Annotated in this window: 25 protein-coding genes; 21 read left to right on the top strand and 4 right to left on the bottom strand. The window is 69.5% G+C overall.

Annotation, left to right across the window (positions count from 1 at the left end; translation table 11 throughout):
- The first annotated feature begins 167 nt into the window (after nt 1–167).
- The 20 genes from rho (at nt 168) to OG985_RS16620 (ending at nt 20,843) form a co-directional block, all read left to right on the top strand.
- The gene (gene rho, locus OG985_RS16715) at nt 168–2,270 is read left to right on the top strand and encodes a transcription termination factor Rho (protein WP_371669134.1); all 2,103 of its coding nucleotides are present in this window, start codon (nt 168–170) and stop codon (nt 2,268–2,270) included.
- A gap of 133 nt (nt 2,271–2,403) precedes the next feature.
- Nucleotides 2,404–4,212 (top strand): trypsin-like serine protease, encoded by a 1,809-nt coding sequence (locus OG985_RS16710; protein ID WP_371669133.1) that lies wholly within the window; start codon nt 2,404–2,406, stop codon nt 4,210–4,212.
- Between the two features lie 208 nt (nt 4,213–4,420).
- The gene (locus tag OG985_RS16705) at nt 4,421–5,560 is read left to right on the top strand and encodes an LCP family protein (RefSeq protein ID WP_371669132.1); all 1,140 of its coding nucleotides are present in this window, start codon (nt 4,421–4,423) and stop codon (nt 5,558–5,560) included.
- Between the two features lie 159 nt (nt 5,561–5,719).
- On the top strand, nt 5,720–5,941 hold the full coding sequence (rpmE, locus tag OG985_RS16700; RefSeq protein WP_016438250.1) for a 50S ribosomal protein L31: 222 nt from the start codon (nt 5,720–5,722) through the stop codon (nt 5,939–5,941).
- 102 nt (nt 5,942–6,043) lie between these two features.
- A complete protein-coding gene (gene prfA / locus OG985_RS16695; RefSeq protein ID WP_371669131.1) occupies nt 6,044–7,120 on the top strand; it encodes a peptide chain release factor 1 in 1,077 nt (358 codons plus the stop codon).
- Nucleotides 7,121–7,147: 27 nt separating this feature from the next.
- Nucleotides 7,148–7,993, top strand: a complete 846-nt coding sequence (prmC, locus tag OG985_RS16690; protein ID WP_371669130.1) for a peptide chain release factor N(5)-glutamine methyltransferase — start codon at nt 7,148–7,150, stop codon at nt 7,991–7,993.
- A gap of 49 nt (nt 7,994–8,042) precedes the next feature.
- Complete coding sequence (locus tag OG985_RS16685) at nt 8,043–8,690, top strand: L-threonylcarbamoyladenylate synthase (protein ID WP_371669129.1); 648 nt, start codon at nt 8,043–8,045, stop codon at nt 8,688–8,690.
- Nucleotides 8,687–9,364 (top strand): protein-tyrosine-phosphatase, encoded by a 678-nt coding sequence (locus OG985_RS16680; protein WP_371669128.1) that lies wholly within the window; start codon nt 8,687–8,689, stop codon nt 9,362–9,364. Before OG985_RS16685 ends, OG985_RS16680 begins: the two co-directional genes overlap by 4 nt.
- Before the next feature lie 95 nt (nt 9,365–9,459).
- A complete protein-coding gene (gene glyA / locus OG985_RS16675) occupies nt 9,460–10,698 on the top strand; it encodes a serine hydroxymethyltransferase (protein WP_371669127.1) in 1,239 nt (412 codons plus the stop codon).
- A 139-nt stretch (nt 10,699–10,837) separates the two neighbouring features.
- Nucleotides 10,838–12,163, top strand: coding sequence for an MraY family glycosyltransferase (locus OG985_RS16670; protein WP_371669126.1), 1,326 nt, complete (start codon nt 10,838–10,840; stop codon nt 12,161–12,163).
- Between the two features lie 300 nt (nt 12,164–12,463).
- Entirely contained in the window at nt 12,464–12,910 is a 447-nt protein-coding gene (locus OG985_RS16665; RefSeq protein WP_371669125.1) for a hypothetical protein, read from the top strand.
- A 225-nt stretch (nt 12,911–13,135) separates the two neighbouring features.
- Nucleotides 13,136–13,957, top strand: coding sequence for a F0F1 ATP synthase subunit A (gene atpB / locus OG985_RS16660; RefSeq protein WP_371669124.1), 822 nt, complete (start codon nt 13,136–13,138; stop codon nt 13,955–13,957).
- 72 nt (nt 13,958–14,029) lie between these two features.
- Entirely contained in the window at nt 14,030–14,260 is a 231-nt protein-coding gene (atpE, locus tag OG985_RS16655; RefSeq protein ID WP_031039373.1) for an ATP synthase F0 subunit C, read from the top strand.
- A gap of 41 nt (nt 14,261–14,301) precedes the next feature.
- The gene (locus OG985_RS16650) at nt 14,302–14,847 is read left to right on the top strand and encodes a F0F1 ATP synthase subunit B (RefSeq protein ID WP_371669123.1); all 546 of its coding nucleotides are present in this window, start codon (nt 14,302–14,304) and stop codon (nt 14,845–14,847) included.
- Nucleotides 14,844–15,665 carry a F0F1 ATP synthase subunit delta gene (locus OG985_RS16645; RefSeq protein WP_371669122.1) on the top strand — a complete coding sequence of 274 codons (822 nt, stop codon included), beginning with the start codon at nt 14,844–14,846 and terminating at the stop codon, nt 15,663–15,665. The genes OG985_RS16650 and OG985_RS16645 overlap by 4 nt, the downstream gene beginning before the upstream one ends.
- A gap of 134 nt (nt 15,666–15,799) precedes the next feature.
- Entirely contained in the window at nt 15,800–17,389 is a 1,590-nt protein-coding gene (gene atpA, locus OG985_RS16640; protein WP_371669121.1) for a F0F1 ATP synthase subunit alpha, read from the top strand.
- A gap of 21 nt (nt 17,390–17,410) precedes the next feature.
- The gene (locus tag OG985_RS16635) at nt 17,411–18,328 is read left to right on the top strand and encodes a F0F1 ATP synthase subunit gamma (RefSeq protein ID WP_371669120.1); all 918 of its coding nucleotides are present in this window, start codon (nt 17,411–17,413) and stop codon (nt 18,326–18,328) included.
- The gene (gene atpD / locus OG985_RS16630; protein WP_371669119.1) at nt 18,328–19,764 is read left to right on the top strand and encodes a F0F1 ATP synthase subunit beta; all 1,437 of its coding nucleotides are present in this window, start codon (nt 18,328–18,330) and stop codon (nt 19,762–19,764) included. The genes OG985_RS16635 and atpD overlap by 1 nt, the downstream gene beginning before the upstream one ends.
- Before the next feature lie 128 nt (nt 19,765–19,892).
- A complete protein-coding gene (locus OG985_RS16625) occupies nt 19,893–20,267 on the top strand; it encodes a F0F1 ATP synthase subunit epsilon (RefSeq protein WP_371669118.1) in 375 nt (124 codons plus the stop codon).
- 129 nt (nt 20,268–20,396) lie between these two features.
- Complete coding sequence (locus OG985_RS16620) at nt 20,397–20,843, top strand: DUF2550 domain-containing protein (RefSeq protein WP_371669117.1); 447 nt, start codon at nt 20,397–20,399, stop codon at nt 20,841–20,843.
- Nucleotides 20,844–20,911: 68 nt separating this feature from the next.
- On the opposite strand, the gene OG985_RS16615 is transcribed toward OG985_RS16620, so the two are convergent.
- The 3 genes from OG985_RS16615 to OG985_RS16605 form a co-directional block, all read right to left on the bottom strand.
- Nucleotides 20,912–22,732 carry a glycosyl hydrolase family 18 protein gene (locus tag OG985_RS16615; protein ID WP_371669116.1) on the bottom strand — a complete coding sequence of 607 codons (1,821 nt, stop codon included), beginning with the start codon at nt 22,730–22,732 and terminating at the stop codon, nt 20,912–20,914.
- 126 nt (nt 22,733–22,858) lie between these two features.
- Nucleotides 22,859–23,500 (bottom strand): response regulator, encoded by a 642-nt coding sequence (locus OG985_RS16610; protein WP_371669115.1) that lies wholly within the window; start codon nt 23,498–23,500, stop codon nt 22,859–22,861.
- Nucleotides 23,497–24,663, bottom strand: coding sequence for a sensor histidine kinase (locus tag OG985_RS16605; RefSeq protein WP_371674391.1), 1,167 nt, complete (start codon nt 24,661–24,663; stop codon nt 23,497–23,499). Before OG985_RS16605 ends, OG985_RS16610 begins: the two co-directional genes overlap by 4 nt.
- Before the next feature lie 151 nt (nt 24,664–24,814).
- On the opposite strand from OG985_RS16605, the gene OG985_RS16600 reads away from it, so the two are divergent.
- On the top strand, nt 24,815–25,444 hold the full coding sequence (locus tag OG985_RS16600; protein WP_371669114.1) for a hypothetical protein: 630 nt from the start codon (nt 24,815–24,817) through the stop codon (nt 25,442–25,444).
- Here the strand turns inward: OG985_RS16600 and OG985_RS16595 are convergent.
- A complete protein-coding gene (locus tag OG985_RS16595; RefSeq protein WP_371669113.1) occupies nt 25,361–25,933 on the bottom strand; it encodes a cob(I)yrinic acid a,c-diamide adenosyltransferase in 573 nt (190 codons plus the stop codon). The genes OG985_RS16600 and OG985_RS16595 overlap by 84 nt on opposite strands.
- Between the last annotated feature and the right edge of the window lie 271 nt (nt 25,934–26,204).

Below are 26,204 nucleotides of genomic sequence, written 5' to 3'. Positions count from 1 at the left end.
ACACGGACACTCAGTGCCACGGCTCAGGAAAGCGCCGTCACCACATTCCTCCGCCCTCCAGGCGGACCACCGCCCCGGCACGGTCCACACAGCAAGGACCGAAGCCGGACAGCACAAACGGTCGCCGAGCCAGACAGGCCGACGTCCGCTCCAGGGAAGGACCCTTCGTGAGCGACACCACCGATCTGATGGGCGCACGTGTCGAGGAGACCGCTGCCGCGCCCGCCACGGACGCCTCCGCGCCTGCCACCGGTGCAGGCTCCCGGCGGCGCCGCGGTACCGGCCTCGACGGCATGGTGCTGGCCGAGCTGCAGCAGGTCGCATCCGGCCTCGGCATCAGGGGCACCGGGCGCATGCGCAAGAGCCAGCTGATCGAGGTCATCAAGGAGGCGCAGGCCGGGGGCTCCGCCCAGGCCGCCGGCACCGGGGGAGGGGGCGCCGAGGCCAAGGCCGACGCCGCCGAGACCAAGCCGAAGCGCCGCGCCACCTCCAAGGCCCGTACGGGTGAGGAGGCCGCCTCCGCCGCCGAGAAGAAGGCGCCGGCCAAGGCAGAGACCCCCGCCGAGAAGGCCGTGGCCCAGCAGCAGATCGAGATCCCCGGCCAGCCCGCCGGTGGCCCCGCCCGCGCCGGTGACACCGAGCGTGGGGGAGACGACGCTCCCGTGGAGCGCCGTCGCCGTCGCGCCACCGCCGACGCCGGCAGCCCCGAGACGGTCACCGCCGAGGCGAAGAGCGAGCCGCAGGCCGAGACGCCGGCCCAGTCGCAGGGCGACGCCGACGCCGACGGCCGTCAGGGCCGCCAGAACCGCCGTGACCGCGACCGTGACCGCGGCGGCCGCGACCGCGACCGCCGTGGCAACAAGGGCGACGAGCAGCAGGGCGGCGGCCAGGGCGGTGGCCAGCAGCGCCCCGACCGCCAGGAGCGCCAGGACCGCCCGGACCGTCAGCAGCAGAGCGGTGGCCGACAGGACCGTCAGGACCGTCAGGACCGTCAGCAGCGTGACAACGGCCCCCAGGACGACGACGACTTCGACGGCGGACGCCGTGGCCGTCGGGGCCGTTACCGCGACCGTCGTGGCCGGCGTGGCCGCGACGAGATCGGCACCCCGGAGCCGCAGCTCGCCGACGACGACGTCCTGATCCCCGTCGCGGGCATCCTGGACATCCTCGACAACTACGCCTTCATCCGCACGTCGGGCTACCTGCCGGGTCCCAACGACGTGTACGTCTCCCTCGCCCAGGTCCGCAAGAACGGCCTGCGCAAGGGCGACCACGTCACCGGTGCGGTCCGGCAGCCGAAGGAGGGCGAGCGCCGCGAGAAGTTCAACGCGCTCGTGCGCCTCGACTCGGCGAACGGGATGGCGGCCGAATCCGGGCGTGGGCGGCCGGAGTTCAACAAGCTGACGCCGCTCTACCCGCAGGACCGGCTCCGTCTGGAGACCGACCCGGGCGTGCTCACCACCCGCATCATCGACCTCGTCGCGCCGATCGGTAAGGGCCAGCGCGGTCTGATCGTGGCCCCGCCGAAGACCGGCAAGACCATGATCATGCAGGCGATCGCCAACGCGATCACGCACAACAACCCCGAGTGCCACCTGATGGTCGTCCTGGTCGACGAGCGTCCGGAAGAGGTCACCGACATGCAGCGCTCGGTCAAGGGCGAGGTCATCTCCTCGACCTTCGACCGCCCGGCCGAGGACCACACCACGGTCGCCGAGCTGGCCATCGAGCGCGCCAAGCGCCTGGTGGAGCTGGGTCACGACGTCGTCGTACTGCTCGACTCGATCACGCGTCTGGGTCGTGCGTACAACCTCGCCGCCCCCGCCTCCGGCCGCATCCTGTCCGGTGGTGTCGACTCGACCGCCCTCTACCCGCCGAAGCGCTTCTTCGGTGCGGCCCGCAACATCGAGGACGGCGGATCGCTCACGATCCTCGCCACCGCCCTCGTGGACACCGGGTCCCGCATGGACGAGGTCATCTTCGAGGAGTTCAAGGGCACCGGCAACGCCGAGCTCAAGCTCGACCGGAAGCTCGCCGACAAGCGCATCTTCCCGGCGGTGGACGTCGACGCGTCCGGCACCCGTAAGGAAGAGATCCTGCTCGGCAGCGACGAGCTGGCGATCACCTGGAAGCTGCGCCGTGTGCTGCACGCGCTCGACCAGCAGCAGGCGATCGAGCTGCTCCTCGACAAGATGAAGCAGACGAAGTCGAACGCCGAGTTCCTGATGCAGATCCAGAAGACGACCCCGTCGCCGGGCAACAGCGACTGACGTCACCTCCCACCAGAGGACTCACCGAGGGCCGCCCCCTGTCACAGCAGTGACAGGGGGCGGCCCTTCGGCGCTGAGAGGTACGGGTGCCTCAGACGCCCCGTCCCATCTCTTGTCTCCCTGGGGGGACCCCTTGCGCACGCCCCTGCCCGTATCCGGTCGGCACAGACGCCGGATACGGATCGCCCTGCCCCTGACCGCCGCCGGTGTGGCCGCGGCCGTCGCCGCCGCGCTGCTGACCGCGTCCGCCGGCGCGGCCACCGCCGCCCCCGCGCCGAAGCCGCCGGTCCGGTCCGCCGCCCCCGCGCCCACGCTCACCGAGCTGCGCGAGCGCATCGCCGGCGCGATGGCCGGTGACGACATCCCCGGCGAGACGATGAGCACGTCGTCTCAGAGCGCCGTGACCAGCGGCTCCGCCGTCGACCCGAAGGTCATCAGCGGCACCGACACCACCATCACCACCGCTCCCTGGATGGCGCAGCTCTGGTACACCGACGACCAGGGCACCACCGACGAGAGCGACGACACCGGCTTCTTCTGCGGTGGTGCCGTGATCGCGCCGACGAAGATCCTCACCGCCGCGCACTGCGTGAAGGGCTACGACTGGCACGCCCACGGCGCGATCGTCACGGGGACCGCTCAACTCCCCTCCAACGGGGGCACCGACCTGCACGGCGGCACCGTCAGCGGTGTCTGGAGGCAGTGGAACCACCCGTCGTACGGCGTGCGGACCTTCGACGACGACGTCGCGGTCCTCACCCTGCCCCGGCCCGTCACCGCGACGCCGATCCGTATGACGACGTCCGGCGACACCGCCTCGTACGCCGCCGGGACCAGCGCCACGATCTACGGCTGGGGCCGGACCTCCTCGACCGACCAGGACATCTCCGACACGCTGAAGACGGCCACGCTGCCCATCCAGCCGGACTCCGCCTGCGCCGGCGTCTACGCCGAGTTCGTCAAGAACGACATGGTCTGCGCCGGAAAGCCCGCCACCGGCAGCGACACGGGCACCACAGCCACGTGCAACGGTGACTCCGGCGGCCCGCTGGTCGTCGGCGGCCGGATCGTCGGCGTCGTCTCCTGGGGCGCCACGGACTGCGTCGCCAAGGGCTCCTACAGCGTGTTCGCCAAGGTCAGCACCTTCGTCGGCGCGATCTACCCGCGGGTCGAGGACACCAACCTCAGCGGCGACCACAAGGCCGACCTGTGGGTGCGCAACGCCTCCACCAGGACCGGCTACGAGAAGGACTCCAAGGGAACCTCGTTCGGCACCCGTCAGTCCTGGGGCGACTGGACCGGTGTCAACCTCGTCCTGCAGACCGACCTGAACCGGGACGGCTACCAGGACTTCGTGTACCGGCTGAGCGCGACCGGCGACGTCTACTGGTGGCGCTACGTCCCGGCCACCCAGAGCTGGGCCGACCCCAAGCGGATCTACAGCGACTGGAAGTCCCGCACCCGCATCCTCACCCCCGGCGACGTCACCGGGGACTACCTGCCCGACCTGCTCTCGGTCGACTCGGCCGGCGTGCTGTGGATCTACCCCGGCAAGGGCAACGGCACCTTCGCGGCCCGCGTGAAGGTCGGCTCCGGCTGGAACCAGTACAACTCCCTGCGCGCACACGGGGACTTCACCGGCGACGGCAAGGCCGACCTGATCGCCCGCAGCAAGAGCGGCTCGTACGTCTACCTCTACAAGGGCACCGGCAAGGCCGGCTCCGGCGCGTTCTCCGGCCGGATCAAGGTGCGCACCTGGAGCGGCTACAACGCCTTCGACGCGGTCGGCGACGTCAGCGGCGACGGCAAGGCCGACTTCCTGGCCCGCACGCCCGGCGGGACCCTCTACCTGTACAAGGGCACGGGCAAGGCCACCAGCGAGATCTTCGCCACAAGGATCTCCGTCGGCACCGGTTTCGATCAGTACGACCTCTTCGGCTGAACCCGCAGGTGAGCGCCGCTCACCCGGATGCCGGCCGTCACGCGCTGTGCCCACCGCTCCACGAAGGTGGGCACAGCGCGCCGTGCAACCCTTTGCCGAGTTCCGCCGTCTGACCAGGTGGAGCGACGATGGAGGCAATACGGTCGCTTTCGACCAGGCCTGACCCTGAAAGCAGGGGGTATCCGACCGGACGAGATTCGAGGAGCACATGTCCGCCGAGAGCACGCCGGAGCCCGGCATACCGGGTGGCACCGGCCCCGACGGCCCACGTGGCCGCGCCAAGGGCCGTCGCCGCAAACCCCGCAGCAAGCGACGCAAGGGCATCCTGGTGATGGCCTGGACCGCCGCGGGCATCGTCGTCCTGGGCGGCACCGGAGCCGGATACCTGTACTTCAAGCTCAACGGCAACATCAAGAGCGTGAACATCGACCAGGCCCTCGGCACCGACCGGCCCACCAAGGTCGACAACGGCTCCGAGAACATCCTCGTCCTCGGCTCGGACACCCGCTCCGGCAGCAACAAGGCGCTCGGCGGCGGCACCGACGACGGCAGCGCCCGCTCCGACACCGCGATGGTCGTGCACGTCTACCAGGGCCACAAGAAGGCCAGCGTGGTCTCCATCCCGCGCGACACCCTCATCGACCGCCCCGAGTGCACCGACACCAAGGGCGCCACCCACGACGCCGCGTCCGGCGTGATGTTCAACTCCGCGTACTCCACCGGCGGCGCCGCCTGCGCGGTGAAGACCGTCGAGTCGCTCAGCGGCATCCGTATGGACCACTACCTCGAGGTCGACTTCTCCGGCTTCCAGAAGCTGATCGACGAACTCGGCGGGGTCCGGGTGACCACCACCAAGGCGATCAAGGACCCCGACAGCCACCTGAACCTGAAGGCCGGCACCCACCAGCTGGACGGCGAGCAGGCCCTCGGCCTGGTCCGCACCCGGCACGGCGTCGGCGACGGCTCCGACCTCGGCCGTATCCAGCTCCAGCAGGCCTTCATCAAGGCGCTGGTCGACCAGGTCAAGGAGGTCGGCCTGTTCACCAGCCCGAAGAAGCTGTACAACCTCGCCGACACCGCCACCAAGGCCGTCACGGCCGACTCGGACCTGGGTTCGGTGAACTCCCTGATGTCCTTCGCGAGCGGCCTCAAGGGCATCAGCTCCTCGCACATGAACATGGTCACGATGCCGGTCCAGTACGACCCGGCGAACATGAACCGCGTCATCGTGCAGAAGGCCAAGGCGAAGCAGGTGTGGACCGCCCTGGAGAACGACCGGGCGATCCCGAAGAGCGCCACCAAGGGCACCGCCGGCGGCGACGCCAAGGGCGTCGTGTCCTCCTCGTAGCCCCTCGTACGGGCCCCGCGCGCACCCGGGGGAATAGATCACGGCGCCCCCCGGTTTTGGGGGATGCGGCCAGTCCTGGCAGACTGGTACGTCGGCTCCGGTTCACGCCTCCGCAATCCGCGGCTGCGACCCGGCGCCCTCCCGAAACTAGGAGACACCTTGAAGCGCGACATCCACCCCGAGTACGTCGAGACGCAGGTCAGCTGCACCTGTGGCGCGTCGTTCACCACCCGCAGCACGATCTCCAGCGGCACCGTCCGTGCCGAGGTCTGCTCCGAGTGCCACCCGTTCTACACGGGCAAGCAGAAGATCCTCGACACCGGTGGCCGTGTGGCCCGCTTCGAGGCCCGCTTCGGCAAGGCCGCCGGCTCCAAGAAGTAGCGAGCCGCCAGCGCCGGTCCACGGTGCCCCGTCCCGGGGCTCCCGGGGACCGGCGTTTTTGGTCGCCCGCCTTCCCTTCCGTTCGCAGCACAGGAGCCCAAGATGTTCGAGGCCGTCGAGGATCTCGTCGGTGAGCACGCCGACCTGGAGACCAAGCTCGCCGATCCGTCGGTGCACTCCGACCAGGCCAACGCGCGCAAGCTGAACAAGCGCTACGCCGAGCTCACCCCGATCGTCGCCACGTACCGCTCCTGGAAGCAGACCGGCGACGACATCGTGACCGCGCGCGAGTTCGCCGCCGACGACCCGGACTTCGTCGCCGAGGTCAAGGAGCTGGAGAAGCAGCGCGAGGAACTGACGGAGAAGCTGCGGCTGCTCCTGGTCCCGCGCGACCCCAGCGACGACAAGGACGTCATCCTCGAGATCAAGGCGGGCGCGGGCGGCGACGAGTCGGCCCTGTTCGCCGGCGACCTGCTGCGGATGTACCTGCGCTACGCCGAGCGCGTCGGCTGGAAGACCGAGATCATCGACGCCACCGAGTCCGAGCTGGGCGGCTACAAGGACGTCCAGGTCGCCGTGAAGACCAAGGGCGGCCAGGGTGCGACCGAGCCCGGCCAGGGCGTCTGGGCCCGCATGAAGTACGAGGGCGGTGTGCACCGCGTCCAGCGCGTGCCGGCCACCGAGTCCCAGGGCCGTATCCACACCTCAGCGGCCGGTGTGCTCGTCACGCCCGAGGCCGAGGAGGTCGACGTCGAGGTCAACCCCAACGACCTGCGCATCGACGTGTACCGGTCCTCGGGGCCCGGCGGCCAGTCCGTCAACACGACCGACTCCGCCGTGCGCATCACGCACATTCCCACCGGAGTCGTCGCCTCCTGCCAGAACGAGAAGAGCCAGCTGCAGAACAAGGAGCAGGCACTGCGTATCCTGCGCTCCAGGCTGCTCGCCGCGGCACAGGAGGAGGCGGAGCGGGAGGCCGCCGACGCCCGCCGCAGCCAGGTCCGCACCGTCGACCGCTCCGAGAAGATCCGCACGTACAACTTCCCCGAGAACCGCATCTCGGACCACCGCGTCGGCTTCAAGGCGTACAACCTGGACCAGGTCCTGGACGGCGACCTCGACGCGATGATCCAGGCCTGCGTGGACGCGGACTCGGCCGCCAAGCTCGCAGCCGCGTAAGCCCCGTACACCTACCGGAGGACGAGCGTGAACCTGCTGCTCGCAGAGGTGGCCCAGGCCACCCAGCGGCTGGCCGACGCAGGCGTGCCCTCGCCGCGCAACGACGCCGAGGAGCTCGCCGCGTTCGTGCACGGCGTGAAGCGGGGCGCGCTGCACTCCGTGAAGGACACGGACTTCGACGCCCGGTACTGGGAGGTCATCGCGCGCCGTGAGCAGCGCGAGCCGCTCCAGCACATCACCGGCCGGGCCTTCTTCCGGTACCTGGAACTCCAGGTGGGCCCCGGGGTGTTCGTGCCGCGACCCGAGACGGAGTCCGTGGTCGGCTGGGCCATAGACGCCGTACGCGCGATGGACGTCGTCGAGCCGCTGATCGTGGACCTGTGCACGGGCTCGGGCGCGATCGCGCTCGCCCTCGCCCAGGAGGTCCCGCGCTCGCGGGTGCACGCCGTGGAGCTGTCCGAGGACGCCCTGCGGTGGACCCGCAAGAACACCGAGGGGTCCAGGGTCGACCTGCGCCAGGGCAACGCCCTGGACGCCTTCCCCGACCTCGACGGCCAGGTCGACCTGGTCATCTCCAATCCGCCGTACATCCCGCTCACCGAATGGGAGTACGTCGCTCCCGAGGCGCGGGACTACGACCCCGAACTCGCCCTGTTCTCGGGCGAGGACGGCCTCGAACTCATCCGCGGCCTGGAACGCACCGCGCACCGCCTGCTGCGCCCCGGCGGTGTCGTCGTCGTCGAGCACGCCGACACCCAGGGCGGCCAGGTGCCGTGGATCTTCACCGAGGAGCGGGGCTGGGCCGACGCGGCCGACCATCCCGACCTCAACAACCGGCCGCGTTTCGCGACCGCCCGCCGGGCGATGCCGTGAGCGCGCCCCGAACTTCCGTCCCGCAGTACGTGTACGAGGAGGCCCGCTAGTGGCACGGCGATACGACACCAACGACGCGACCGACCGCGTGACCGGTCTGCGCGAGGCCGCCTCAGCCGTCCGTCGTGGCGAACTCGTGGTGCTGCCCACCGACACGGTGTACGGCATCGGTGCCGACGCGTTCTCCTCCGAAGCGGTGTCCGACCTGCTGGAGGCCAAGGGCCGGGGGCGCAACATGCCCACGCCCGTCCTCATCGGTTCTCCGAACACGCTGCACGGCCTGGTCACGGACTTCTCCGAGCTGGCCTGGGAGCTCGTCGACGCGTTCTGGCCGGGCGCGCTCACGCTCGTCGCCAAGCACCAGCCGTCGCTGCAGTGGGACCTGGGGGACACCCGGGGCACGGTTGCCGTGCGCATGCCGCTGCACCCGGTCGCCATCGAACTGCTGACCGAGTTCGGGCCGCTGGCCGTGTCCTCGGCGAACCTCACGGGCCACCCGGCGCCGGAGGACTGCGACGCCGCGCAGGAGATGCTCGGCGACTCCGTCTCCGTCTACCTGGACGGCGGCCCCACCCCCGGCAACGTCCCGTCCTCGATCGTCGACGTCACCCGTGAGGTGCCGCTGCTGCTGCGCGCGGGCGCGATCTCCGCGGAGGAGCTGCGCAAGGTCGTACCCGACCTCGAGGTGGCGAATTGACAGCCCCTGACGCGGGGCGTGGCATAGGCAACGGGGAAGAGACGGGAAACCTGTTCGAACAAGGCCTTCCCCGCGACAGCTTCCGCATCCTCCACGTCAGCACCGGCAACGTGTGCCGCTCGCCGATCACCGAGCGGCTGACCCGCCATGCCCTGGCGGACCGGCTCGGCGACCCCCTGTGGGGCGGGCTGATCGTGGAGAGCGCGGGCACCTGGGGCCACGAGGGCGCCTCCATGGAGGCCAACGCGGAGACCGTGCTGGCCGAATTCGGCGCGGACCCCTCCGGGTTCACCGGCCGGGAGCTGCTCGACGAGCACGTGATCAGGGCCGACCTGGTGCTGACCGCCACCCGCGACCACCGCGCCCAGGTGATCTCCATGGGTCACTCGGCGGGTCTGCGCACCTTCACCCTGAAGGAGTTCACCCGCCTGGTGCGGGCGATAGACACCGCGACCCTGCCCCCGCTGGAGGACGGCGTGGTCGCACGCGCGCGTGCGCTGGTGCGCGCGGCGGCGGCGCTGCGCGGCTGGCTGCTGGCCCCCACCGCGGAGGCGGACGAGGTCTTCGACCCGTACGGGGCGCCGTTGCCGTTCTTCCGGTCGATCGGGGACGAGATACACCAGGCGCTGGACCCCGTGGTGACGGCGCTCACGGGCGTCCCCGCCAAGACGTAGCCGCCGTACACCTCAACGGCCGCAACGGCCGAGCACCCCGCCGGTCCCGGGCCTACATTGGACGTACGTCACCGTCGACGCCCCCGGAGCCCACCATGTCGGTCACCCATACCCTCGAGGCCGATGTCCTGCGGCGGCAGGACCCCGAGCTGGCCGAGATCCTGCTCGGCGAACTCGACCGGCAGTCGACGACGCTCCAGCTCGTCGCCGCCGAGAACTTCAGTTCGCCGGCCGTGCTGGCCGCCCTCGGCTCGCCGCTCGCCAACAAGTACGCCGAGGGATATCCGGGCGCCCGGTACCACGGCGGCTGCGAGATCGTCGACGTGGCCGAACGCCTCGCCGTGGAGCGGGCCAAGGCGCTGTTCGGGGCCGCGCACGCCAACGTGCAGTCCCACTCCGGTTCCTCCGCGGTGCTCGCCGCGTACGCCGCGCTGCTCCGGCCCGGCGACACCGTCCTCGCCCTGGGCCTGCCGTACGGCGGTCATCTCACCCACGGCTCGCCCGCCAACTTCTCCGGCCGCTGGTTCGACTTCGTCGGGTACGGCGTCGACGCGGAGACCGGCCTGATCGACTACGACCAGGTGCGCACCCTGGCCCGCGGCCACCGGCCCAAGGCGATCGTGTGCGGCTCCATCGCCTACCCGCGGCACATCGACTACGCCCGCTTCCGGGAGGTGGCCGACGAGGTCGGCGCGTACCTCATCGCGGACGCCGCCCACCCGATGGGGCTGGTCGCGGGGGGAGCGGCGCCGAATCCGGTGCCGTACGCCGACATCGTGTGCGCCACCACCCACAAGGTGCTGCGCGGGCCGCGCGGCGGGATGGTCCTGTGCGGGTCGGAGCTCGCCGAGCGCGTCGACCGGGCCGTCTTCCCGTTCACGCAGGGCGGCGCGCAGATGCACACCATCGCCGCCAAGGCCGTCGCGTTCGGCGAGGCGGCGACTCCGGCGTTCGGCGCGTACGCCCATCAGGTGGTCGCCAACGCGCGGGTGCTCGCGGCGGGGCTGGCCGCCGAGGGGCTGGTCGTCACCACCGGAGGCACCGACACCCATCTGATCACCGCCGATCCCGCCCCCCTCGGCGTCGACGGACGGACCGCCCGCGGGCGGCTGATCGCCGCCGGGATGGTCCTGGACTGCTGTGCGCTGCCCCACGGCGACGCCCGTGGCCTGCGGCTGGGCACCGCCGCGGTGACCACGCAGGGCATGGGGCAGCAGGAGATGGCGCGGATCGCCGCGTGGTTCGGGGGCGTGCTGCGGGGGGAGGCGGAGACACCGAGCGTCCGTGAAGAAGTGCGGGAGCTGGTCGGCGGATTTCCGCCGTATCCCGGCTGAGCGCGGGTAGGCGCACCGGTGTGGCCCCATGCCCACAGCCACTCGTGCAACCATCGTCGCTACCCGGAAGTCCTCATACGTATGCGTCCGTCGCTAGGGTGTGGGGCTGAGATGGCCAGCGAGACCTGTGGGGAAGCCCGTGCGTGAATACCTGCTGACGCTCTGCGTCACGGCCGCGGTGACGTATCTGCTGACAGGGCCGGTGCGGAAGTTCGCGATCGTGGCCGGAGCGATGCCGGAGATCCGGGCACGTGACGTGCACCGGGAGCCCACTCCGCGGCTCGGCGGGATCGCCATGTTCTTCGGCCTGTGCGCGGGCCTGCTGGTCGCGGACCACCTGACCAACCTCAACGAGGTGTTCGAGAAGTCCAACGAACCGCGGGCCCTGCTCTCCGGGGCCGCCCTGATCTGGCTGATCGGCGTCCTTGACGACAAGTTCGAGATCGACGCCCTGATCAAGCTCGGCGGCCAGATGATCGCCGCCGGCGTCATGGTCATGCAGGGTCTGACCATCCTGTGGCTGCCGATCCCGGGCATCGGCTCGGTCGCGCTGACCCAGTGGCAGGGCACCCTGCTGACGGTCGCGCTCGTGGTCATCACCATCAACGCGGTCAACTTCGTCGACGGCCTCGACGGCCTCGCCTCCGGCATGGTGTGCATCGCGGCCGCCGCGTTCTTCCTCTACGCCTACCGGATCTGGTACTCGTACGGCGTCGAGGCCGCCGCCCCGGCCACGCTGTTCGCGGCGATCCTGATGGGCATGTGCCTCGGCTTCCTGCCGCACAACATGCATCCCGCGCGGGTGTTCATGGGCGACTCCGGCTCGATGCTGATCGGGCTGGTCCTCGCCGCGGGCGCGATCTCCGTGACCGGACAGGTCGACCCGGACGCGCTCAAGCTGTTCGCCGGGTCGGAGAAGGCGGCCGTGCACCAGACGGTCCCCGTCTACATCCCGCTGCTGCTGCCGCTGACGATCATCGCCGTGCCGGCCGCCGACCTGGTGCTGGCCATCGTGCGCCGCACCTGGCGCGGCCAGTCGCCGTTCGCTGCCGACCGCGGCCACCTGCACCACCGGTTGCTGGAGATCGGGCACTCGCACAGCAGGGCGGTGCTGATCATGTACTTCTGGTCGGCGCTGATCGCCTTCGGCGCGCTCGCCTACTCCGTCAACTCCGGGGCCATGTGGAGCGTGCTCGGTGTGGCGGCGCTCAGCGCGATCGGGCTGCTCCTGCTTCTGCTGCCCCGCTTCACCCCGCGGACCCCGCGCTGGGCCGAGGCCTTCGTGCCGCCCCGCTACCGCCGGCGCCGCGCCGCCGCGGCGGCGGCCGGGTCGGTGGAGTCCGCTCCGACTGGGGAGGAACAGCGCACTCCGGTCACGGTCGGCGTCTCGGGAGTCAACGGGGCGACCGCCGTCGGCCCCCGGCAAAGCGTTCCGGACCGGGGGAAAGCGGAGTCGTCGCGCTGACGCTCAAGGTAAGAATCTGACTAGAGCATTGCCAAATCGTGGGGGAGCAAAGCTCCCCAATACCAGACAACTCGGCCGGGTTCGCGCGCAGACGGGCAGCTTCACTCTCATGTGTGACACCCAGCACACCCACTTGGTAAAGACCGCATCAAATAGTTTGTGATACGGTTCACGAGAACCCGGGATAGAGCCGAAGGACCGTAATGCGACGGTCCATTGGCGCGAGGTCATCGACACTCGGCCCCGGGACTACGCTCGTCCATGACGACACCTGCCCCCTGTGAAAGCGGAGTTGCCGCCATGCCGTCCAATGACGTCCGGATCCTCCTCCAGGCTGCCGTGCCCACGGCTGCCGTCGGCGCTGTTGCCGCCGTCGTCAGCGCTGTGGTGGCCGGCGGCAAGGGAGCGATCGGGGCGGCCGTGGCGACACTGGTCGTGATCGTCTTCATGGGGCTCGGTCTCTATGTTCTGCAGCGCACTGCCAAATCGCTTCCGCACCTGTTCCAGGCGATGGGCCTGATGCTCTACACGGCACAGATCCTTCTGCTGTTCGTCTTTGTCGCGATCTTCAAGAACACGACACTGTTCAACCCCAAGGCATTCGCCCTCACGCTTGTCGCCACCACCCTGGCGTGGATCGGCGCGCAGGCGCGTGCGCACATGAAGTCAAAGATCCTGTACGTCGAACCCGACTCGACCAGCTCTTCGACGGGTGGCCAGCCCAAGAACCCGGGGCACTCGTCGTGAGGGGTAGGGCCGGGATAAGGACGCATCAGCGACCCTGCTATCGTCCGGTGCCAACTGCGGCATCGCGGGCGCGGGCATCTGAGCTGACGCCTGCTCAATCGCGAGGCTTGATGCCCCACAGCCGCCCCCACATCCGAAACACCAGTCCAGTGCCGAACCGCGGCCGTGCGCCGCGCCGACACAACGAGGTTGCCGTACCCATGCGCCACGCTGAAGGAGCCCGCGGTGAGTGCTGACCCGACGCAGGTGCTCGCCTTCGAGACCGACTGCCACATCTTCGACGGCTGTGGCTTCCCGGCTCCCGGCCTGCACTCGTTCCTGTTCGAGCCCCTCTGGGGCGACGGTGACAGCAACGTGTACTTCAACAAGACGATGCTGCTGGCGCTGCTCGGCTCGATCATCATCGTCGGCTTCTTCTGGGCGGCCTTCCGCAAGCCGAAGGTGGTCCCGGGCAAGCTCCAGATGGTCGCGGAGGCGGGCTACGACTTCGTCCGCCGCGGTGTCGTCTACGAGACCATCGGCAAGAAGGAGGGCGAGAAGTACGTCCCGCTGGTCGTCTCGCTGTTCTTCTTCATCTGGATGATGAACCTCTGGTCGATCATTCCGATCGCCCAGTTCCCGGTGACGGCGATCATCTCCTACCCGGCCGTTCTGGCGGCGATCGTGTACGTGCTGTGGGTCTCGCTGACCTTCAAGCGGCACGGCTTCGTCGGCGCCTTCAAGAACTTCACCGGCTACGACAAGTCGCTGGGCCCGGTTCTCCCGCTGGCCATGTTCATCGAGTTCCTGTCGAACCTGATCGTCCGGCCCTTCACGCACGCGGTGCGACTCTTCGCGAACATGTTCGCGGGTCACACGCTGCTGCTGCTGTTCACGATCGCCAGCTGGTACCTGCTCAACGGCATCGGGATCGCCTACGCGGGTGTCTCGTTCATCATGGTGATCGTCATGACGGCCTTCGAGCTGTTCATCCAGGCCCTGCAGGCCTACGTCTTCGTACTGCTGACCTGCACCTTCATCCAGGGCGCGCTGGCCGAGCACCACTGAGCGCCCCTTCTCGAACCCGCAGTCGTCCGGTGGCCAACCCCCACCGGTCCGTAAAGAAAAGGAAGAACTGGCATGTCCCAGACCCTTGCCGCTGTCTCCGGCTCGCTCGGCTCGATCGGTTACGGCCTTGCTGCCATCGGCCCCGGCGTCGGCGTCGGCATCATCTTCGGTAACGGCACCCAGGCGCTCGCCCGCCAGCCTGAGGCCGCCGGTCTGATCCGCGCCAACCAGATCCTCGGCTTCGCCTTCTGTGAGGCGCTCGCCCTCATCGGCCTGGTCATGCCGTTCGTCTACGGCGTCTGATCGTTCATCGACGACCAGTCCACTAGACGAAAGGCACTGATATGAGCCAGCTGCTCAATATCGCGGCTGAGGAGATGGAAAATCCCCTCATCCCGCCGATCCCCGAGCTCGTCATCGGCTTCATCGCCTTCGTCATCGTCTTCGGCTTCCTCGCCAAGAAGCTCCTCCCGACCATCAACAAGGTTCTGGAAGAGCGGCGCGAGGCCATCGAGGGCGGTATCGAGAAGGCCGAGGCCGCGCAGACCGAGGCCCAGAGCGTCCTCGAGCAGTACAAGGCCCAGCTCGCCGAGGCCCGTCACGAGGCCGCGCGGCTGCGCCAGGAGGCGCAGGAGCAGGGTGCCACGCTCATCGCGGAGATGCGCGCGGAAGGACAGCGGCAGCGCGAGGAGATCGTCGCCGCCGGTCACGCCCAGATCGAGGCCGACCGCAAGGCCGCCTCGTCCGCGCTGCGCCAGGACGTCGGCAAGCTCGCCACCGAGCTGGCCGGCAAGCTCGTCGGCGAGTCCCTCGAGGACCACGCCCGGCAGAGCCGCGTCATCGACCGCTTCCTCGGCGAGCTCGAGGAGAAGGCCGAGGCGGCTCGATGACTGCGCACGGAGCCAGCCGCGAGGCACTCGCAGCAGCCCGTGAGCGTCTCGACGCGCTGACGGACAGCACGTCCGTGGACGCGGCCCAGCTCTCCGAGGAGCTGGCCGCCGTCACCGCGCTGCTCCACCGCGAGGTGTCGCTGCGTCGGGTCCTCACCGACCCGGCGCAGCCCGGCGAGGCCAAGGCCGAGCTGGTGCGGCGCATCCTCGGCGATCAGGTCGGCGGCACGACCGTCGACCTGGTGTCCGGCCTGGTGCGCTCGCGCTGGTCGCAGTCGCGTGACCTGGTGGACGCGCTGGAGGAGCTGGCGGACACCGCCGACCTCACCGCGGCGCAGAAGTCGGGCGAGCTCGACGACGTCGAGGACGAACTGTTCCGCTTCGGCCGGATCGTCTCCTCGAACACCGGGCTGCGCTCCGCGCTGACCGACCGCAAGGCCACCGCCGCGGCCAAGACCGAGCTGCTGCACCGGCTGCTCGGCGGCCGCGCGAAGCCGACCACCGAGCGTCTGGTGACGCGTCTTGTGACCGCGCCGCGGGGACGTAGCCTGGAAGCGGGACTGGAGTCCCTGTCCAAGCTCGCCGCCGAGCGCCGGAACCGCCTGGTGGCTGTCGTCACCTCGGCCGTTCCGCTGAGTGACGCGCAGAAGCAGCGCCTGGGTGCCGCCCTGGCGAAGCTCTACGGCCACCCGATGCACCTCAACATCGACGTGGACCCCGAGGTCCTCGGCGGGATCCGGGTGCAGGTCGGCGACGAGGTCATCAACGGCTCCATCGCGGACCGCATCGAGGACGCCGGCCGCCGCCTGGCGAGCTGACAGCAACTTCATAAGCAGTAAGTACGCACCTACGGCCCGGTTGGGCCGTGCAGAGGATTCACCTCTTTTACGGGGGGAGTCCCCATCCCCCCAAAGTGAAACTTCGGGCCCAACAAGGAGAGCAGGGAACCCAGATGGCGGAGCTCACGATCCGGCCGGATGAGATCCGGGACGCGCTGGAGAACTTCGTCCAGTCGTACAAGCCGGACGCGGCCTCGCGCGAGGAGGTCGGTACGGTCACGCTGGCCGGCGACGGTATCGCGAAGGTCGAGGGCCTCCCCTCGGCCATGGCCAACGAACTGCTGAAGTTCGAGGACGGCACCCTCGGTCTCGCGCTCAACCTCGAAGAGCGTGAAATCGGTTGCGTCGTTCTCGGTGAGTTCAGCGGCATCGAGGAGGGTCAGCCGGTCACCCGTACCGGTGAGGTGCTCTCCGTGGCCGTCGGCGAGGGCTACCTCGGCCGCGTCGTCGACCCGCTCGGTGCCCCGATCGACGGTCTCGGCGAGATCGAGACGTCCGGCCGCCGCGCCCTTGAGCTGCAGGCTCCGGGCGTCATGGCCCGTAAGTCGGTGCACGAGCCGATGGAGACCGGCTACAAGGCCGTCGACGCGATGACCCCGGTCGGCCGTGGTCAGCGTCAGCTGATCATCGGTGACCGCCAGACCGGCAAGACCGCCCTGGCTGTCGACACGATCATCAACCAGCGCGACAACTGGCGCTCCGGCGACCCGAAGAAGCAGGTCCGCTGCGTCTACGTGGCCATCGGTCAGAAGGGCTCGACCATCGCCTCCGTGCGTGGCGCCCTCGAAGAGGCCGGCGCGCTGGAGTACACGACCATCGTCGCCGCCCCGGCGTCCGACCCGGCCGGCTTCAAGTACCTGGCGCCGTACACCGGTTCGGCCATCGGTCAGCAGTGGATGTACGAGGGCAAGCACGTCCTCATCATCTTCGACGACCTCTCGAAGCAGGCCGACGCCTACCGCGCCGTGTCCCTGCTGCTCCGCCGTCCGCCGGGGCGCGAGGCCTACCCCGGTGACGTCTTCTACCTGCACTCCCGTCTGCTGGAGCGCTGCGCGAAGCTCTCCGACGAGCTGGGCGCCGGTTCGATGACGGGTCTGCCGATCGTCGAGACCAAGGCGAACGACGTGTCGGCGTTCATCCCGACCAACGTCATCTCCATCACCGACGGCCAGTGCTTCCTGGAGTCGGACCTGTTCAACGCCGGTCAGCGCCCCGCGCTGAACGTCGGTATCTCCGTCTCCCGAGTCGGTGGTTCCGCGCAGCACAAGGCGATGAAGCAGGTCTCCGGCCGGCTTCGCCTCGACCTCGCCCAGTACCGCGAGCTGGAGGCGTTCGCCGCCTTCGGTTCCGACCTGGACGCCGCGTCGAAGTCGCAGCTGGAGCGCGGTCAGCGTCTGGTCGAGCTGCTCAAGCAGCCTCAGTACCAGCCGATGCCGACCGAGGACCAGGTCGTCTCCGTGTGGGCCGGTACCACCGGACGTATGGACGACGTACCGGTCGCCGACGTCCGCCGCTTCGAGAAGGAGCTCCTGGAGTACCTGCACCGCAAGGAGCAGGGCCTCATGACCTCCATCAAGGAGGGCGGCAAGATGTCGGACGACACCCTCACCGCCATCGCGGACGCCATCGCCGAGTTCAAGAAGCAGTTCGAGACCTCGGACGGCAAGCTCCTGGGCGAGGACGCCCCGGCCGCGGCCAAGTGACGTAAGGAAGGGACCTGACTCATGGGAGCCCAGCTCCGGGTCTACAAGCGTCGCATCCGATCCGTCACCGCGACCAAGAAGATCACCAAGGCGATGGAGATGATCGCCGCCTCGCGTGTCGTCAAGGCGCAGCGCAAGGTGACGGCCTCCACGCCGTACGCGACCGAGCTCACCCGCGCGGTCACGGCGGTCGGTACCGGATCGAACACGAAGCACCCGCTGACCACGCAGGCCGAGACGGTCGTGCGGTCCGCGGTACTGCTCCTGACCAGCGACCGCGGTCTGGCCGGCGCCTTCAACTCCAACGCCATCAAGGCCGCGGAGAAGCTGACCGAGCGCCTGGAGCGCGAGGGCAAGCAGGTCGACACGTACATCGTCGGCCGTCGTGGCCTCGCCCACTACAACTTCCGTGAGCGCAAGGTCGCGGAGTCGTGGTCCGGGTTCACCGACGAGCCGACGTACGCGGACGCCAAGAAGGTGGCGGCTCCGCTGATCGAGGCCATCGAGACGGAGACGGCGGACGGCGGTGTGGACGAGATCCACATCGTGTTCACCGAGTTCGTGTCGATGATGACGCAGACGGCGCTCGACGACCGGCTGCTGCCGCTCAGCCTCGACGAGGTGGCTCAGGAGTCGGCGACGAAGGACGAGATCCTTCCGCTGTTCGACTTCGAGCCGTCGGCGGAGGACGTCCTCGACGCCCTGCTGCCGCGCTATGTGGAGAGCCGCGTCTACAACGCGCTTCTCCAGTCGGCCGCCTCCAAGCACGCCGCGACGCGGCGCGCGATGAAGTCGGCGACCGACAACGCCGGAGAGCTCATCGAGACCCTCTCCCGACTTGCCAACGCGGCCCGCCAGGCCGAAATCACCCAGGAAATCAGCGAGATCGTCGGTGGCTCTGCAGCCCTGGCCGACGCGACCGCGGGGAGTGACAGGTAATGACGACGACAGTTGAGACGGCCGTTGCCACGGGCCGCGTCGCCCGGGTCATCGGCCCGGTCGTCGACGTGGAATTCCCCGTCGACGCCATGCCGGAGATCTACAACGCCCTTCACGTCGAGATCTCCGACCCGGCCGAGGCCGGCAAGAAGAAGACGCTGACCCTGGAGGTCGCCCAGCACCTGGGTGACGGCCTGGTCCGCACGATCTCGATGCAGCCCACCGACGGTCTGGTCCGCCAGGCCCCGGTCACCAACACCGGCACGGGCATCACCGTCCCGGTCGGCGACTTCACCAAGGGCAAGGTGTTCAACACCCTCGGTGAGGTGCTGAACGTCGACGAGACCTACGACGGTGAGCGCTGGTCCATCCACCGCAAGGCGCCGAACTTCGACGAGCTCGAGTCGAAGACCGAGATGTTCGAGACCGGCGTCAAGGTCATCGACCTGCTGACCCCGTACGTCAAGGGCGGCAAGATCGGTCTGTTCGGTGGTGCCGGCGTCGGCAAGACGGTGCTCATCCAGGAGATGATCTACCGCGTCGCCAACAACCACGACGGTGTCTCCGTGTTCGCCGGTGTCGGTGAGCGCACGCGTGAGGGCAACGACCTCATCGAGGAGATGGCGGAGTCGGGCGTCATCGACAAGACCGCCCTGGTCTTCGGTCAGATGGACGAGCCCCCGGGCACCCGTCTGCGCGTGGCCCTCGCGGGTCTGACCATGGCGGAGTACTTCCGCGATGTGCAGAAGCAGGACGTGCTGTTCTTCATCGACAACATCTTCCGCTTCACGCAGGCCGGTTCCGAGGTCTCGACCCTGCTCGGCCGTATGCCCTCCGCGGTGGGTTACCAGCCGAACCTGGCCGACGAGATGGGTCTCCTCCAGGAGCGCATCACCTCGACCCGTGGTCACTCGATCACCTCGATGCAGGCGATCTACGTCCCCGCGGACGACCTGACCGACCCGGCCCCGGCCACCACGTTCGCCCACCTCGACGCGACGACGGTGCTTTCCCGTCCGATCTCCGAGAAGGGCATCTACCCGGCCGTGGACCCGCTGGACTCCACGTCCCGGATCCTGGACCCCCGCTACATCGCGGCGGACCACTACAACACCGCCATGCGCGTCAAGACGGTGCTGCAGAAGTACAAGGACCTCCAGGACATCATCGCGATCCTCGGTATCGACGAGCTGGGCGAGGAGGACAAGCTCACCGTCCACCGTGCCCGTCGCGTGGAGCGCTTCCTGTCCCAGAACACCCACGTCGCCAAGCAGTTCACCGGCGTCGACGGGTCGGACGTCCCGCTGGACGAGTCGATCACCGCGTTCAACGCGATCATCGACGGTGAGTACGACCACTTCCCGGAGCAGGCGTTCTTCCTGTGCGGTGGCATCGAGGACCTCAAGGCCAACGCCAAGGAGCTCGGCGTCTCCTGAGCCACGTGCTCGTGAGGAGGGGCGGGACGCGCGCTCGTGCGGGGTGTGTCCCGCCCCTCTTCGTACGCCTACTAGAATTGACCCCAACACCCGGCACTACCGCCGGGTGGTGACCCGAGGAGCCACCCTTGGCTGCTGAGCTGCACGTCGCGCTGGTCGCGGCCGACCGTGAGGTCTGGTCCGGCGAGGCCACCCTGGTCGTCGCGCGCACCACGTCCGGCGACATCGGCGTCATGCCCGGTCACCAGCCGCTGCTCGGTGTGCTGGAGTCGGGCCCGGTGACCATCCGTACGAGTGATGGTGGAACGGTCGTCGCCGCGGTGCACGGCGGTTTCATCTCGTTCGCCGACAACAAGCTGTCGCTGCTGGCCGAGATCGCCGAGCTGTCGGACGAGATCGACGTCCAGCGCGCGGAGCGGGAGCTCGAGCGCGCGAAGGCAGAGGGCGACGCCTTCGCCGAGCGTCGCGCGGACGTCCGACTGCGTGCGGCGGCGGGACACTGATCCCGTACGCCACACGATGACGTCACTCAGCCGCGGCTGGGACCGGAGGAATCCGGCCCCGGCCGCGGCTGAGGTGAATACGGGTCTTTTTTCCATTCCGTTACCTAGGAGACGAGGAGGTCGGTGTCGATGGTCCTCGCTCTGACTGTGTGCGGTGTGGTCGTGGCCCTCGTGGTGCTGGGGCTGTTCGTCTTCGGGCTGCGCCGCAGGCTCATCCAACGCTCCGGCGGAACCTTCGACTGCAGCCTGCGCTGGGATGTGCCGGAGAAATCCGACATCAGTGGCAAGGGGTGGAGCTACGGGGTCGCCCGCTACAACGGCGACCGCATCGAGTGGTACCGCGTCTTCTCCTACGCTCCTCGCCCGCGCCGCGTTCTGGAGCGCTCCGCGATCGAGGTGGCCGGCCGCCGCGTCCCCGAGGGCGAGGAGGAACTGGCGCTGCTGTCCGACGCGGTGATCCTCACCTGTCTGCACCGGGGCACGCGTCTCGAACTCGCCATGAGCGATGACGCGCTGACCGGTTTCCTCGCGTGGCTCGAGGCGGCCCCGCCCGGACAACGAGTGAATGTGGCGTAGCCACGTCCACTCTCCCCCGGACGAAGAAGCCCAGGGGGAGTGAACGTGGCTACGGGGCGGTAACTTCTTTACGACATGCCGCTGTTGATGGCGCTCACCAGTTCACCGTTGCTGGTGTCGCCGCTGAACTCCCAGAAGAACGCGCCGCCCAGACCCTGGTTCTTGGCCCACGTCATCTTGGTGCCGATGGTGGCCGGGGTGTCGTAGGACCACCAGTTGTTGCCGCAGTACGCGTACGCCGTACCGGCGATCGTGCCGTTGGCCGGGCAGGACGTCTTGAGGACCTTGTAGTCCTCGATGCCCTGCTCGTAGGTGCCGGCCGCCGGACCCGTCGCCGTGCCGCCGGGTGCCGCCTGGGTGACTCCGGTCCAGCCGCGTCCGTAGAAGCCGATGCCGATGAGCAGCTTGCTCGCGGCCACGCCCTTCGACTTGAACTTGGCGATCGCGTCGGCCGTGGTGAATCCGGCCTGCGGGATACCGCTGTAGGTGGTGAGCGGGGAGTGCGGCGCGGTCGGGCCGTCCGCGTCGAAGGCGCCGAAGAAGTCGTACGTCATCACGTTGTACCAGTCGACGTACTGCGCGGCGCCCGCGTAGTCGGCGGCGTCGACCTTGCCGCCGGAGGTGCCGTCGGCCGTGGTGGCCGCGGTGACCAGGTTGCCCGTGCCGAACTTGGCGCGCAGGGCCTGCATCAGGTTCTTGTAGGCCGCCGCCCCGCTGGTGTCGCAGGACAGACCGCAGGCGTTCGGGTACTCCCAGTCGATGTCGATGCCGTCGAAGACGTCGGCCCAGCGCGGGTCCTCGACCAGGTCGTAGCAGGACTGCGCGAAGGCGGCGGGGTTGGCCGCGGCCTGCGCGAAGCCGCCGGACCAGGTCCAGCCGCCGAAGGACCACAGCACCTTGATGTGGGGGTACTTCGCCTTCAGCTGCCGCAGCTGGTTGAAGTTGCCGCGCAGCGGCTGGTCCCAGGTGTCGGCGGCGCCGCTGACGGACTGGTCCGCGGTGAACGCCTTGTCGTAGTCGGCGTAGGAGTCGCCGATCGCGCACTTGCCGCCGGTGACGTTGCCGAAGGCGTAGTTGATGTGCGTGATCTTCGCGGCCGAGCCGGACGTCACCAGGTTCTTGACGTTGTAGTTGCGGCCGTAGATGCCCCACTCGGTGAAGTAGCCGAGCTTGACCTTGTTGCCGGTGGGCGGGGGAGTGGTGCCGCCGGTGGTGTGGACCGCGACCGCGCCGCCGGCCGGCCCGGTCTGGTCGGCGGTGTCACGGGCCCGGACCGTGTACGAGTAGTCGGTGCTGGCGGTGAGGCCGGTGTCGGTGTACGAGGTGGTCGTGACCGTCGCGACCTTGGCGCCGTCGCGCAGCACGTCGTAGTTCTTGACGCCCTTGTCGTCGGTGGCCGCGCTCCAGGTGAGCTTCACCGAGGTGTCGGTGATCGAGGAGGCGGTCGGGGTGCCGGGCGCGGACGGGGCCGCGTCACCGGGGACGGTCGTGCCGTCGCAGCTGTCGCCGTTGAGCTTGCAGTTGGACGGCGAGCCGGAGCCCGCGCCGTTGAAGCCGAAGGAGACGGAGGCGCCGGCGGCGATGGACCCGTTGTAGGACTTGTTCTTGGCGGTCCAGTGGGTGCCGGAGGAGGTGACGTCGGCGTCCCAGGCCGAGGTGACGGACGTGCCGGAGGGGAAGTCCCACTCGACGGTCCAGGAGCTGATGGCCGTGGTGCCGGTGTTCTTCACCGTCCACTTGCCCTCGAAGCCGGTGCCCCAGTCGGAGCTCTTGGTGTAGGTGGCGGTGGCGGTCGTCGCGGCCTGGGCGGGGCTCGCGAGGCCGACCAGTCCGGCCAGCGGGAGCAACAGTGTCGCGAACCCTGCCACGGCTCTGTGTCTGAAGCGCATGCTGCGCCTCCTCGTCGGGAGTCGTCGGAGGGGGCGTGACTGAGCCTTCACACCCCACAGTGCCGCGAGAATAGAAAGGTCTGGACCATAGGTCAATAGGTCTGGACCACTGTGCCGGAATGTGCCTTAGATCCCCAACTCCTGTGCCAGCACCGCCGCTTGGACCCGACTGCGCAGTTCGAGCTTCCCCAGCAGACGGCTGACGTGCGTCTTCACGGTCGCCTCGGCCATCCCGAGGCGAGCGGCGACACCGGCGTTGGACAGGCCCTCACCGAGACAGGACAGCACCTCCCGCTCCCGGCGGGTGAGGGTGTCGAGGACGGCGGGATCGGCCTTCGTCCGCCGTACCGGCCCGGCGGCGAACTCGGCGATCAGACGCCGGGTGACCGCCGGGGCGACGATCCCCTCGCCGCGGGCCACCGTCCGTACGGCCGTGATCAGGTCCCGCGCCTCCGCGTCCTTCAGCAGGAACCCGGCGGCACCGGCCCGCAGTGCCCCGAAGACGTACTCGTCCAGGTCGAAGGTGGTCAGCACGAGCACGTCGGCCAGCCCCTCCCCGACCACCTGCCGGGTCGCCGACACCCCGTCGAGGAGCGGCATCTGCACGTCCATCAGAACGAGGTCCGGCCGCAGTTCGCGTGCCAGCCGCACCGCCTGCTCGCCGTCCGCAGCCTCGCCGACCACCTCGATGCCGGGCGCGCTGCGCAGGATGAGGACGAGCCCGGCGCGTACGGCGGACTGGTCCTCCGCCACCAGGACGCGGATCATGCGGGATCTCCTTCGGTGACGGGGAGGGTGGCGCGTACGGTCCAGGACGCGCCGTCGGGACCCGCGTCGAACGCGCCGCCCAGCAGCGCGGCCCGCTCCCGCATCCCGACCAGTCCGGCGCCCGAGCCGGGCACGCGAGGGCCGTCCCGGCGGCCGTAGGGGCTGGTCACCCGTACCTCCAGCACACCGTCCCGCCGGACGAGCGCGACGCTGACGCGACCCGGGCAGCCGTGCTTGAGGGCATTGGTCAGCGACTCCTGGACGATGCGGTACGCGGCGAGCTCGACCGGTGCGGGGACACGGCCCGGGGCGGCGTCCAGAGTGACGTCGAGGCCGCCCGTGCGGGCGCCGTCGACCAGCGCTCCGAGTCCGTCGAGGGTCGGGACCGCGGCGGGCTCGTCGTCGCCGTCGCGCAGGATCCCGATCAGCCGCCGCATCTCCGCGAGGCCCTCCACGCTGTTCTCACGGATGACGGTGAGGGCCTCCCGGGAGGTGTCCGGCTCGTCGATGGAGAGCGCGGCGGTGGAGTGGATGGCGATCGCCGACAGGTGGTTGGCGACCATGTCGTGCAACTCCCTCGCCATCCGCGCGCGTTCGGCGGTGACCGCCTGCGAGCGGTCCATCTCGGCGAGCAGCGCGGTCTGTTCGGCCCGCAGTCGGGCGGCCTCGGCGGCCTCGCGGTGGTTGCGGACGATCCAGCCGGTGGCGGCCGGTGTGAACGCGACCAGCCCGGTCGCCACGCCGATCAGCACCGCCTCGGGCACCCGCAACACCACGAGCGGCACCACCGTCCCGGCCACCGTGAGCAACCCGGTGATCCAGGGGATGCGGCGGGCCGAGGCGGGCGGGCCGTACAGGACGGCCGCGTACATCAGGTCGGTGAACATCAGGACGGTGGCCAGATTGCCGCGCGTGAGGGTGTCCAGGACGACGGCGGCGGTGCCGAGCAGCAGTCCCGTGCGCGGGGCGGCCCGGCGCAGCAGCTCACAGCCTGCCGTCACGGCGAGCGGGACCAGGATCGGCCAGCGCCCCGGCCACAGCACGAACGCCTCGGTGGCCGGACGGACCCCGAGACCGATGCCCCACAGCAGCAGCCCGCCGAGCAGCCCGGCGACCGCGACGGCCACGTCGAAGCGGGCGGGACGGGGGAGTCGTACGGCCATGACTCCATCCAACACGGCCCCCGCCGCGCCCGCCTGATGCCCGGGAAGGGTCCTCCACTGCATCTTTCGATGTACGGCGACCTCGTCACCGCCGACGACGACCGGCGCGTCCCGGCGGGCGAGCCTGAGAAGGTGACGGAAGGAGCGAACCGTGATCGTCGCGTTGATCATCGCCTGCGAGGTCGGCTTCTGGGTGCTGCTGGCCCTCGGGCTCGCCGCCCGCTACCTGCTGAACCGGCGCCGGACCGGCGCGGCCCTGTTGCTGTGCGAGCCGCTGCTCGAACTGGTCCTGTTCGTGGTGACGGCGGTCGACCTCAGGAACGGCGCCGAGCCGACCTGGAAGCACGGCCTGGCCGCGCTCTACATCGGCTGGACCGTCGCCTACGGCCGCTACACGGTCCGCCGGCTCGACGGTCACGCCGCCCACCGACTGGCCGGCGCCCCCAGGCCGCCGAAGCCCCCGCGCCACGGGATGCCCCGCGCCCGGCACGAGGCCGGCCTGTGGCTGCGCACGCTGCTCGCGGCGGCCGTCGCCTGCGCTCTGCTGCAGGCCGCGATCCGGTACGTCGGCGACGGTGACACCTCGTCGCTGCGGGCCTTCCAGTGGGTGGCGCTCAGGGTCGCCGGCATTCACGGCCTGATCGCGCTCACCTATCTGATCTGGCCCAAGAAGGCCCCGGCCTCGGCGCTGCCCGCCTCAGCGCTCCCCGCCCGGGACCCAGAGGACGTCCCCGACGTCCTTGTTGGCCGTCCGCGCCAGGATGAAGAGCAGGTCCGATAGCCGGTTGAGGTAGGTCGCCGTGAGCGGGTTCATCACCTCGCCGTGCGCCTCCAGAGCCGCCCAGGTGGAGCGCTCGGCCCGCCGTACGACCGTGCAGGCCTGGTGCAGCAGGGCCGCGCCCGCGGTTCCGCCCGGAAGGATGAAGGAGCGCAGCTTCTCCAGCTGTTCGTTGAAGTGGTCGCAGTCCGCCTCGAGCTTGTCGACGTAGAACTGCTCGACCCTCAGCGGCGGGAACTCCGGGTTCTCCACGACCGGCGTCGACAGGTCCGCGCCCACGTCGAACAGGTCGTTCTGGACACGGGTGAGGACCTTGACGATCTCCTCGTCCAGACCGCCGAGCGCGATCGCGGTGCCGATCACGGCGTTCGCCTCGTTGGCGTCCGCGTACGCGGAGATCCGCAGATCGGTCTTGTCGACCCGGCTCATGTCGCCGAGGGCGGTGGTGCCCCGGTCGCCGGTCCTGGTGTAGATACGCGTCAGATTGACCATGGGGTCAGCGTAGTGACGAGGCGCCGGTTCGGGCGACGCGCGGGCCCGCCTCTCCGCACTGTCCGGACCTCGGACGGCCGACGGGCGCAATCCGGACGAAGTGTCACTTCGGGCAGGTCCGCTGCGCCGTGACATAGCGGAGTTGTTGAGTGAAAAGGTGCTCAACTAGGCCGTACGAGGGGTGCAATGACGCCTGGCGGTGTGACGTCCGTCAGATGAGACGTGACGCGCATTACTTCCCGGTCACACGACCCCGCACGAGCGCTAGTGT

Source organism: Streptomyces sp. NBC_00289 (genome assembly GCF_041435115.1).
Taxonomy (GTDB): domain Bacteria; phylum Actinomycetota; class Actinomycetes; order Streptomycetales; family Streptomycetaceae; genus Streptomyces.
The sequence above is the reverse complement of the archived record's forward strand: the minus strand, read 5'-3'. Positions and strand labels throughout refer to the sequence as shown.

What these genes read in the sequence shown, in the direction of transcription:
- OG985_RS16705 (WP_371669132.1), top strand. Translation starts at nt 4,421, where the DNA reads ATGTCCGCCGAGAGCACGCCGGAGCCCGGCATACCGGGTGGCACCGGC.
- prfA (WP_371669131.1), top strand. Translation starts at nt 6,044, where the DNA reads ATGTTCGAGGCCGTCGAGGATCTCGTCGGTGAGCACGCCGACCTGGAG.
- glyA (WP_371669127.1), top strand. Translation starts at nt 9,460, where the DNA reads ATGTCGGTCACCCATACCCTCGAGGCCGATGTCCTGCGGCGGCAGGAC.
- OG985_RS16665 (WP_371669125.1), top strand. Translation starts at nt 12,464, where the DNA reads ATGCCGTCCAATGACGTCCGGATCCTCCTCCAGGCTGCCGTGCCCACG.
- atpE (WP_031039373.1), top strand. Translation starts at nt 14,030, where the DNA reads ATGTCCCAGACCCTTGCCGCTGTCTCCGGCTCGCTCGGCTCGATCGGT.
- OG985_RS16650 (WP_371669123.1), top strand. Translation starts at nt 14,302, where the DNA reads ATGAGCCAGCTGCTCAATATCGCGGCTGAGGAGATGGAAAATCCCCTC.
- OG985_RS16645 (WP_371669122.1), top strand. Translation starts at nt 14,844, where the DNA reads ATGACTGCGCACGGAGCCAGCCGCGAGGCACTCGCAGCAGCCCGTGAG.
- atpA (WP_371669121.1), top strand. Translation starts at nt 15,800, where the DNA reads ATGGCGGAGCTCACGATCCGGCCGGATGAGATCCGGGACGCGCTGGAG.
- OG985_RS16635 (WP_371669120.1), top strand. Translation starts at nt 17,411, where the DNA reads ATGGGAGCCCAGCTCCGGGTCTACAAGCGTCGCATCCGATCCGTCACC.
- atpD (WP_371669119.1), top strand. Translation starts at nt 18,328, where the DNA reads ATGACGACGACAGTTGAGACGGCCGTTGCCACGGGCCGCGTCGCCCGG.
- OG985_RS16620 (WP_371669117.1), top strand. Translation starts at nt 20,397, where the DNA reads ATGGTCCTCGCTCTGACTGTGTGCGGTGTGGTCGTGGCCCTCGTGGTG.
- OG985_RS16615 (WP_371669116.1), bottom strand. Translation starts at nt 22,732, where the DNA reads ATGCGCTTCAGACACAGAGCCGTGGCAGGGTTCGCGACACTGTTGCTC.
- OG985_RS16610 (WP_371669115.1), bottom strand. Translation starts at nt 23,500, where the DNA reads ATGATCCGCGTCCTGGTGGCGGAGGACCAGTCCGCCGTACGCGCCGGG.
- OG985_RS16605 (WP_371674391.1), bottom strand. Translation starts at nt 24,663, where the DNA reads ATGGCCGTACGACTCCCCCGTCCCGCCCGCTTCGACGTGGCCGTCGCG.
- OG985_RS16595 (WP_371669113.1), bottom strand. Translation starts at nt 25,933, where the DNA reads ATGGTCAATCTGACGCGTATCTACACCAGGACCGGCGACCGGGGCACC.